The organism is Thermoflexus sp. (assembly GCF_025055495.1).
Classification (GTDB): domain Bacteria; phylum Chloroflexota; class Anaerolineae; order Thermoflexales; family Thermoflexaceae; genus Thermoflexus.
This window is the reverse complement of record NZ_JANWXB010000185.1, coordinates 1-9098: the sequence shown is the minus strand read 5'-3', so window position 1 is coordinate 9098 and position 9098 is coordinate 1. Positions and strand designations below refer to the sequence as shown.

Below are 9098 nucleotides of genomic sequence, written 5' to 3'. Positions count from 1 at the left end.
GGGCGCCCGCCCCCCCCCCCCCGGGGGTTTTTTCTTTCCTCCCCCCCCCGGGGGCCCCGGGGGGGCCGCCGGGAGGGGGATTTATAAAGCGCGATCCGTTCCAGGTGAGCCCTGCCTCTATTTAAACCACCGCGTCATCCGTGATCTCCAGCCCCCGGTCGATGATCTCGATGCCCTCCATCAGCTCCTCTTCTGTAATGCACAGGGGCGGATTGGTGAAAAAGGTGTTCCAGCGGATGAACGTGTAAAGCCCGTTCTGGAGGAAGAACTCCCGCAGACGGTTCATGATCCCCATCTCCGAAGGCCGAGCGTTGAAGGGAACGAGGGGCTCGCGGGTCTCGCGGTTCCGGACCAGCTCGATCACCCCGAAGAGGCCGATGCTCCGCACATCCCCCACGCTGGGATGTCGTTCCTTCAGACGGGCCAGCTCCCGCGCCAGGATCTCCCCCATCCGCCGCGCGTTCTCGATCAGACGATCCTCCTGATAGACCTGCAAGGTGGCGATGGCCGCAGCCAGACACAGGGGATGGGAGTTATACGTCAGGCCTCCTGGGAAGGGGCGTTCGCGAAAGAACTCGGCGATCCGCTCCGCCATCAGGACGGCGCCCAGGGGAAGATAGCCCGAGGTCAGCCCTTTGGCCACCGTCATCAGGTCGGGAACCACATTCCAGTGGTTCACCGCAAACCACTCCCCGGTGCGGCCGAAGCCGCTCATCACCTCATCGCAGATCAACAGGATGCCGTATCGATGGCAGATCTCCCGCAGGCCCTGCAGGTAGCCGTCCGGCGGGACGATGATCCCATTGGTCCCGGTGACCGTCTCGATGAACACCGCCGCGACCGTGTGGGGACCCTCGAACTGGATCACATCCTCGATGTGGTTGAGGCAGTCCAGCGTGCATCGCGCTTCCCGCATGCACCAGCGGCAGCGATAGCGATAGGGATCGAATACATGGATGACCCCAGGGATGCCGGGCTCCGCCGGCCAGCGCCGGGGATCCCCGGTCAGGGTGATGGCGCCGGCGGTGGCGCCGTGATAGGACCGATAGCGGGCGATGATCTTGTGGCGGCCGGTATACAGACGGGCGATCTTGATGGCGTTTTCGTTGGCGTCCGCCCCGCCCAGGGTGAAAAAGACTTTGTTCAGATCCCCTGGCGCGATCTCCGCCAGCATCTGGCCCAAGCGGGCGCGGGGCTCCGTCGCCATGAATGGGTTCACATAGGGCAGCCGGGCGGCCTGCTCCTGGATCGCCCGGATCACCCGTTCGTCGCCGTGGCCGATGTTGACGTTCATCAGCTGGGAGTTGAAATCCAGATAGCGGCGGCCCCGGGCGTCCCAGAAATAGACCCCTTTCGCCCGCACGACCGGGATGGGATCGATCGCGTCCTGGGCGGACCATTCGTAAATGGTGTATCGCCGACAGAGGGCGACGATCTCCTCAGCGCCCATCTCGCCCATCCTGGAAACGGTTTCAACCATGGCGGCCTCCTGGTGCGAGATTTTTGCGCGGGAACCCGGGGCGGGAAAACGACAACAGCTCTGGCCTGGGGAAGGGTCCATCCCCCTCTCTGTCCTCTAAGGAATCGCAGGGAGTTGAGGGAAAGAGGTTACCGAGACCGCTCCGAGATCCCTGTCCCCCGGCCTGAACCCGACTCCCCTGCGCCCGGATCGCCGGAGCGGCAACAGGCTCCGTTGCGTGATAGAATGATAGTGGCACAGGTAGCTTCCGCCAACCGGCGCCGTCCCGGCGAAACCTTATTCAGGAGGGGAATCCCTGAACACCCTGGATCTGGCCCATCGGATCGTGGATGCCATCCTTGACAAAAAGGGGATGGATGTGGTGTTGATGGATATCCGAACCCGCGCCGCCTTCGCGGATTACTTTATCATCTGCACGGGAACCTCGGAGCGACAGCTGAAAGCGATTGTGGAAGGCATTACGGAGGCCACGGCGCGGGGCTATCAGATGGACCCCGCTCGGGTGGAGGGGGACCCGGCCTCGGGCTGGGTGCTGATGGATTATGGGGACATTATTGTTCATATCTTCGCCCCTCCCCAGCGCCGCTATTATGACCTGGAATCCCTGTGGCGCGGGGCGCCGATCCTGGTTCGAGCTCAGTGAGGGAACCGCACAGGGAGGAGGGTGAAGACAGAGCAAGCCATCAAGGGCCCAAAGGGCGCGCAGGGAGCCTGGCAGCGCAAACATACCCTGCGCCATGGGCAACTTCTAATCCCTCCCGCGGGTTTTGGGGCTGAGGTGCCGCCTTCGGTGGTGCCCCAGCCCCCAAAAGAGGGTTTCTCCCCCCTCCCCAGGGCCTGTTGGGCCCTGGGGAGGGGGATAAGGAGGGAAGGGGCCTGGCCGGTTCCTCTCTTGAAGGCCCTTGGGTCGGACCCATTGTCTGAAGTTGCCCATGGCATGCCCTGTGGGTTCTTTGCGGTGGAACCCTCAAACCTGAGACCGTGGGGAGGAAGACGGAGTGACCCTGCACTATGAGGACACCCTGGAGCGCCTGGATCGCATCCTGAAGGCGCTTCGGCCGGAGCCAGCGCCCGGGGAAGATGGCGAAGAGGATGCCCTGGAAGGGTTCCCGGTGTTGATTGTGGGGCTGGGAAATCCGGGCCCCGAATACGCGCGCAACCGCCACAACGTAGGCTTTCGGGTCGTGGATGTGTTCGCCCAGGCCCATCAGATGGTCTTCCGGCGGATCCTGCATCAGGCCCTCATCGCCGAGGGGCGCTTGGCGGGCCAGCGGGTGATCCTGGCCAAGCCTCAGACGTTTATGAACCTGAGCGGGCGCTCAGTGCGCCCCCTGGTTTCGTATTATCGAGTCCCTTTGGACCGAGTCCTGGTTGTATATGACGATATGGATCTCCCCCTCGGGACGATCCGGCTGCGGCCCCGGGGCAGCCCGGGAGGTCACAACGGGATGAAATCGATCGTCCAGGCGTTGGGGACAATCGACTTCCCTCGCCTGCGTATCGGCATCGGGCGCCCCCCGGGCCATATGAACCCGGCCGATTACGTGCTCCAGGATTTCCGGCCGGACGAGGAGGAGATCCTGGAAGGTGTGCTCCACCGGGCTTCGCAGGCCATCCGCACGTTTATCGAGGAGGGGCTCGAGGCAGCGATGAACCGTTTTAACGCCCAGCCGGCGATGCAGCCGATGGGGAAGACGGGCGAGTAGCTCAGGGGTGAGAGCATCCGCCTTACAAGCGGAGGGTCGCAGGTTCGAGTCCTGCCTCGCCCATGCCAGAGGAGGGGCGCGCATGGCGCGCCCCTTCTTTATGTCGGGATATTCGACGCCTATGGGGATGCATCGATCACGCGCTGATGTCGCTGCGCCCATCGGGGCGCACTGCGCACGCCATCAGGGGGAAATGAGGAAACATGGAAAGCCGATACGCGGTCGTGCATTATGCGGAGATCGGATTGAAAGGGCATAACCGGGGGTTCTTCGAGCGAACGCTGGCCCGGCGGATCGAGGAGCGCCTGCAGGACATCGGGCCCGCCTTTGTGGAGCGTCTCCCCGGACGGCTCCTCGTTCGGCTCCCGCGCCCGGTCCCGGAGGCCTGGTGGGTCGAGCGCCTGCGCACCGTGTTCGGGATCGCCTACTTCGCCCCGGCGATCCCTGCTTCCAAAGACCTCCATACCCTGACGGAAATCGTCCTTCGCCATCTTCCCTCTGAGCCCGTGCCCTCCTTCTGCATTCGGGCCTCCCGCGCGGATAAATCCTTCCCCCTGACCTCCCAGGAAATCGAACGGCACATCGGGGCGGCGGTCCAGCGCCAGACCGGCTGGCGGGTGGATCTCTCGGAGCCGGCCTGGGTGGCCTACATCGAAATCGCCATGAACACCGCGCTCGTTTACTTCGCGCGCCATCGGGGCCCTGGAGGGTTGCCGGTGGGCGTCAGCGGCCGGGTGGGCCTGCTCCTCTCCGGCGGCATCGATTCCCCCGTGGCGGGTTACTTCATGCTGAAACGGGGTTGTGAGGTGATCCCGATCCATTTCCATAGCGGGCCCTTCGGGGACTGGGCCGCCTCGGAGGCCAAGGCGATGGCCATCGTCCGCCAGATGCGCCCCTACGGGATGCCTCCGTGGCTCTATGTGGTGCCCATCGGGGAGCCCCAGCGCGCCATCGTCCTGGCTGCCCCCGCACCCTACCGGCTGATCCTTTACCGGCGGCTGATGGTGCGGGTGGCGGAATCGATCCTCCGGCGGGAAGGCGGGCTGGCCCTGGTCACCGGGGATTCCCTGGGGCAGGTCGCCTCGCAAACCCTGGAGAGCCTGACGGCGATCGAGGACGCTGCTACCATGCCGATCCTGCGACCCCTCATCGGGCTGGACAAGGTGGAGATCATCGATTGGGCGCGCGCCATCGGAACGTATGAGCTCTCGATCCTGCCGGGGGAGGATTGCTGTCAGTTCCTGATGCCCCCCCGCGTGGTCACCCGCCCCTCTCTGGAGATTGTGCGGGAGATCGAAAGCCGGGTGCGGATCGAGGAGCTGGCGCAGCAGGCATTGGCCCAAGCCATGCGCGTTCCGGTCAGCGATCAAACTCCTGTTCCCATTTCCTAAGCGTTTTGTGAACTGTAGCAACGTTTCCCGCGGCGCTACAGCCCACAAAATCCATTCCCACGAGGAGGTTATCATGTCGACTCAAATCCAGCTTCGCTCCGTCGATTACATTGAGCTGGAGGACACCTACAGCGCGCCGAACTATAAGCCCATCGATGTGGTCATCGCGTGGGCGGAGGGAGTGTGGGTATACGATGTGGAAGGCCGTCGCTACCTGGATGCCCTCAGCGGCTACTCGGCCCTGAACCAGGGCCACCGCCATCCTCGCATCATCCGGGCCCTGATCGAGCAGGCCGGGCGGGTGACGCTCACCTCCCGGGCCTTCCGGAATGATCAGCTCGGCCCGTTCCTGAAAGAACTGTGTGAGCTGCTGGGCTATGAGATGGCTCTGCCGATGAACACGGGAGCGGAGGCGGTGGAGACCGCCATCAAAACTGCCCGCAAATGGGGCTACCGGGTGAAGGGCGTCCAACAGGATCAAGCGGAGATCATCGTGTGCGAGGGGAATTTCCACGGCCGGACCACCACGATCATCAGCTTTTCCACCGTGCCCCAATATCGGGAGGACTTCGGACCCTATACGCCGGGCTTCGTGATCATCCCCTATGGGGATGTGGAAGCGCTGGAGCGGGCGATCACCCCGAACACCGTTGCGTTCCTGGTGGAACCGATTCAGGGAGAAGGCGGTGTGCGGGTGCCGCCGCCGGGATATCTGGCTCGGGCCGCCGAGATCTGCCGCCGGCACAACGTGCTCTTCATCGCCGATGAGATCCAGACCGGCCTGGGGCGCACCGGCCAGCTGCTTGCCTCGTGGTGGGAAGACGTCCAACCCGACATGGTGATCTTGGGCAAAGCCCTCGGGGGCGGCGTGGTGCCGATCTCTGCCGTGGTCTCCCGACGGGAGATCCTGGGCGTGTTCCGACCGGGCGACCATGGGAGCACCTTCGGCGGCAACCCGCTGGCCGCCGCGGTGGCCCGGGAGGCGCTCCGGGTGATCGTGGAGGAAAACCTGCCGGAACGGGCGGTGGCGCTCGGCGAGCATGCCCTGAAACGCCTGCGGGCCATCCGAAGCCCCCACATTAAAGAGGTGCGCGGTCGGGGCTTGTTGATCGGCATCGAGCTCTACCCGGAGGCCGGTGGGGCCCGGCGCTTCTGCGAGGCCTTGAAGGAGCGGGGGGTTCTGGTGAAGGACACCCATGAACACATCATCCGGTTCGCCCCGCCCCTGGTGATCTCCCAGGAGGATCTGGACTGGGCGCTGGATCAGATCCAGGAGGTATTCGAGGAGGCAACCCCCTGAGCCTGAATCCAAGGCTGGATGAGCCTCTCCCCTCTTCTCTCCTCTCCGTGCCCCTGCTCTCCCGTGGGTTTTGGGGCTGGGGCGCCGCTGAAGGCGGTGACCCAGCCCCCAGGAAGATTTTTTCTCCCCCTTCCCCAGGGCCCACGGGGAAGGGGCGTGGCCCGCTTCCCTCCCAAGGGCGCCTGGATGGGGCTCGACGTCTGAAGTTGACCATGGTGTTCTTTGTCTTTCTGGGAGTGCAGGCTGCGGAAGGCGAGCCGCAACCCTGGAAATCCTCTCTATACGCGACTTCGCCCGTGGACCAGCCCCAGGAACCACGCGGTCCCGATGAGGGTGAGGAGGCTGACCAGCAACGCGAAACCGTGGCTCTGGGCAATGAATGGGCTGCGCATCAGAAAGAGCCGGTGGACCCAGCCATGGAGTTGATAGAGGACCATCCCCCCCAGGATCCACCGGGCGGCCGTCGGCCCCCTCCGCCACCAGAGGCCGGCGGCCGCCCCGAAGGCCAGCGCCCAGGCCAGCGCGGCCATTCCCAGATAGATCCAGGGCCCGCGGAGGCCCTCCTCCGTCCACACCGGGGGAATCGCCCCCAGGTAGTAGGCGGCGCGCACCGCGTTGCGCAGGGCGAAGTAGAGCAGCCATAGAACTCCAGGAAGACGCCGCCATCGGCTCATTCGATCGCGTCGACCTGGAAGACGATCTTCCCGAAGACCGCTCCGGACTCCAGCAGACGGTGGCCCTCCCGCGCCCCCGCCGGGGTCAGCGGCAGCACCCGATCGATCACCGGCCGGAGCCGGCCAGCGAAGATCAGCCCCATCACCGTGCGGAAATCATGCTGGGTCCCCATCGTGGAGCCCAGGATGCTGATCTGACGGGAGAACACGTAACGGATATCGAAATCCTCCGGGTTTGGCCCCGAGGTCGCCCCTACCACCAGCATCCGCCCGCCTGGGCGCAGCACCCGGATGCTCTTCATCCAGGTGGCCCGCCCCACATTGTCCACCACCACATCCACACCCCGCCTCCCGGTCCACTGCCAGGCCGCGCGGGACCAATCCGGCTCCTGGGAGCGATCGATCACGTGATCCGCCCCCAGGGCACGGGCCCGTTCCGCCTTCTCGGGATTGGAGGCTACCACGATCACCCGCGCGCCGGCCAGCTTGGCGATCTGAAGCGCAGCGGTGTTCACGCCGCCTCCGGCGCCCACGATGAGGACATCCTCTCCGGGGCGCAACGCCCCCCGGGTGATCAGCATATGCCAGGCGGTGAGGAAGACCAGGGAGGCCGCGGCCGCTTCCTCAAAAGGGAAACCCTCCGGCAACTTCAGGAGGTTCCGGGCCGGCACCACCACGTATTCTGCATAACCGCCACGCACATGCTCCCCCAAGATGCCTCCCTGACGACAGCGGTTGTCTTCTCCCCGCAGGCAGAACTCGCACTGCCCACAACTGAGGGTGGCGTTGACCACCACGCGATCGCCCACCTCGATCCCGGAAATCTCCGGCCCGACTTCCGCGACCACGCCCGCCACATCCGAGCCCAGGATGTGGGGCATCTCCAGGCGCAGGGACGGGATCCCTCGCCGCACCCACAGATCCAGGTGGTTCATCGCGCAGGCGCGCACGCGGACCAGCACCTCCCCCGGTCCCGGGTGGGGCGTGGGGAGTTCCGCAGCTTCCAGCACGTCCGGATCACCGTGTCGATAGAAGACGATGGCTTTCATCACTGATCCTCACGCCCAGAGAGATAGAAGCAGGGAAGGTCGGGGCGAGGCCTCCTCGCCCCGACCTTGTCAGCAAATTATGGAATTCCCAGCACGCGTTCACCAGCTGGTCTTGACCCCCAGGATCTGACGGGCGATCACCAGACGCTGGATCTCGCTGGTGCCCTCATAAATGGTCGTGATCCGGGCGTCCCGGAAATAGCGCTCCACCGGCATCTCCCGGCTGTAGCCCATTCCCCCGTGGATCTGGATCGCCTCATAGGTGATCCACTGGGCGGCCTCGCTGGCAAACAGCTTGGCCATCGCGGCCTCCAGCGTGTAACGCTCGCCCGTTCGCTTGGCCCGCTCCCGTTTCCACGCTGCCTGTAGGGTGAGCAAGCGGGCGGCTTCCAGCTTCACCCGCATGTCCGCCAGCTTCCACTGGATCGCCTGGAACTCCCCGATCTTGCGGCCGAAGGCCTCCCGCTGTTTGGCCCAGGCCAGCGCGGCCTCATAAGCCGCCTCCGCGATCCCTACCGCCTGGGCCGCGATCCCCACCCGGCCCGCGTCCAAGGTGGTCATCGCGATCTTGAAGCCTTCCCCCTCCTCCCCCAGCCGGTTCTCGACCGGGCATTCGTAGTTATCCAGGTAGATCTCGCAAGTCGCACTGGCTCGGATGCCCAGTTTCTCCTCTTTCTTGCCCCGATTGAAGCCTGGGCGGTTGGTCTCCACGATGAAGGCGCTGATGCCGTGATGTTTCTTCTCCGGGTCCGTCATCGCGAAGACGATGATGTAATCCGCCACCGGCCCGTTGGTGATCCAGGATTTGCGGCCGTTCAGGATGTAGACGTCCCCTTTGCGGACCGCGCGGGTGCGGATGCCGGCCGCGTCGGATCCCGACTGGGGCTCGGTGAGGGCGTAAGCACCGATCGCCTGGCCGGTGGCCACCGGGGTCACGTATTTGCGTTTCTGTTCTTCCGTGCCGAAGGTGAGGATGGGGAAGCAGAAGAGGGTGTTGTTGACGGACATCACCGTGCTGTGGGCGGCGTCGGCCCTGGCGATCTCGATCATCGCCAGGGCGGAGGCGATGGCATCCAGCCCCTGGCCGCCATATTCCTCGGGGACCTCGATCCCCATCAGCCCCATAGCCGCCATGCGACGGACGGTTTCCCACGGGAACTCCCCGGTCTCATCGCCATGGGCGGCCACCGGAGCGATCTCCTTCTGGGCAAACTCCCGGACCACCTGCTGGAACATGCGATGCTCTTCGGAGAGCTCGAAGTTCAATCCGATTTGCGCCAGAAGCTCCAGTTCGGAACTCATGGGCCTCCTCCTCCCGCTCTTTGAGTTCAACCGGCTGGGGGGCGAAGCGGGGGCCCTCTCGGTGAGAGCAGATAAAGCCCCTCCCCTCTTTGTTAGAGTTTCACTGCTGACGGATGAGAAGTGCGACAGCCATGGGCCCCTCCCCCCGGTATTCCCCCTCCCCGAGGCTCTTCGAGCCTCGGGGAGGGGGATTTTA

Annotated in this window: 8 protein-coding genes and 1 tRNA gene; 5 read left to right on the top strand and 4 right to left on the bottom strand. The window is 64.8% G+C overall.

Going from position 1 to position 9098, the window contains the following annotated elements:
• Positions 1–121: 121 nt before the first annotated feature.
• Positions 122–1480, bottom strand: a complete 1359-nt coding sequence (locus tag NZM16_RS06420) for an aminotransferase class III-fold pyridoxal phosphate-dependent enzyme (RefSeq protein ID WP_295448335.1) — start codon at positions 1478–1480, stop codon at positions 122–124.
• Between the two features lie 325 nt (positions 1481–1805).
• Between NZM16_RS06420 and rsfS the strand changes: the two genes are divergently transcribed.
• From rsfS to rocD, 5 genes are all read left to right on the top strand, one after another.
• Positions 1806–2123, top strand: a complete 318-nt coding sequence (gene rsfS, locus NZM16_RS06415) for a ribosome silencing factor (protein WP_295448338.1) — start codon at positions 1806–1808, stop codon at positions 2121–2123.
• A 469-nt stretch (positions 2124–2592) separates the two neighbouring features.
• On the top strand, positions 2593–3186 hold the full coding sequence (pth, locus tag NZM16_RS06410) for an aminoacyl-tRNA hydrolase (protein ID WP_366946162.1): 594 nt from the start codon (positions 2593–2595) through the stop codon (positions 3184–3186).
• Positions 3177–3249, top strand: a tRNA-Val gene (locus NZM16_RS06405). Before pth ends, NZM16_RS06405 begins: the two co-directional genes overlap by 10 nt.
• 140 nt (positions 3250–3389) lie before the next feature.
• Complete coding sequence (gene thiI / locus NZM16_RS06400; protein ID WP_295448345.1) at positions 3390–4577, top strand: tRNA uracil 4-sulfurtransferase ThiI; 1188 nt, start codon at positions 3390–3392, stop codon at positions 4575–4577.
• A 73-nt stretch (positions 4578–4650) separates the two neighbouring features.
• The gene (gene rocD / locus NZM16_RS06395; RefSeq protein WP_295448348.1) at positions 4651–5877 is read left to right on the top strand and encodes an ornithine--oxo-acid transaminase; all 1227 of its coding nucleotides are present in this window, start codon (positions 4651–4653) and stop codon (positions 5875–5877) included.
• Between the two features lie 278 nt (positions 5878–6155).
• On the opposite strand, the gene NZM16_RS06390 is transcribed toward rocD, so the two are convergent.
• From NZM16_RS06390 to NZM16_RS06380, 3 genes are all read right to left on the bottom strand, one after another.
• A complete protein-coding gene (locus NZM16_RS06390; protein WP_295448351.1) occupies positions 6156–6551 on the bottom strand; it encodes a hypothetical protein in 396 nt (131 codons plus the stop codon).
• Complete coding sequence (locus NZM16_RS06385; RefSeq protein ID WP_295479390.1) at positions 6548–7600, bottom strand: zinc-binding dehydrogenase; 1053 nt, start codon at positions 7598–7600, stop codon at positions 6548–6550. Before NZM16_RS06385 ends, NZM16_RS06390 begins: the two co-directional genes overlap by 4 nt.
• A 99-nt stretch (positions 7601–7699) precedes the next feature.
• The gene (locus NZM16_RS06380) at positions 7700–8866 is read right to left on the bottom strand and encodes an acyl-CoA dehydrogenase (RefSeq protein ID WP_367281012.1); all 1167 of its coding nucleotides are present in this window, start codon (positions 8864–8866) and stop codon (positions 7700–7702) included.
• Between the last annotated feature and the right edge of the window lie 232 nt (positions 8867–9098).

What these genes read in the sequence shown, in the direction of transcription:
- NZM16_RS06390 (WP_295448351.1), bottom strand. Translation starts at nt 6,551, where the DNA reads ATGAGCCGATGGCGGCGTCTTCCTGGAGTTCTATGGCTGCTCTACTTC.
- thiI (WP_295448345.1), top strand. Translation starts at nt 3,390, where the DNA reads ATGGAAAGCCGATACGCGGTCGTGCATTATGCGGAGATCGGATTGAAA.
- NZM16_RS06420 (WP_295448335.1), bottom strand. Translation starts at nt 1,480, where the DNA reads ATGGTTGAAACCGTTTCCAGGATGGGCGAGATGGGCGCTGAGGAGATC.
- NZM16_RS06385 (WP_295479390.1), bottom strand. Translation starts at nt 7,600, where the DNA reads ATGAAAGCCATCGTCTTCTATCGACACGGTGATCCGGACGTGCTGGAA.
- rocD (WP_295448348.1), top strand. Translation starts at nt 4,651, where the DNA reads ATGTCGACTCAAATCCAGCTTCGCTCCGTCGATTACATTGAGCTGGAG.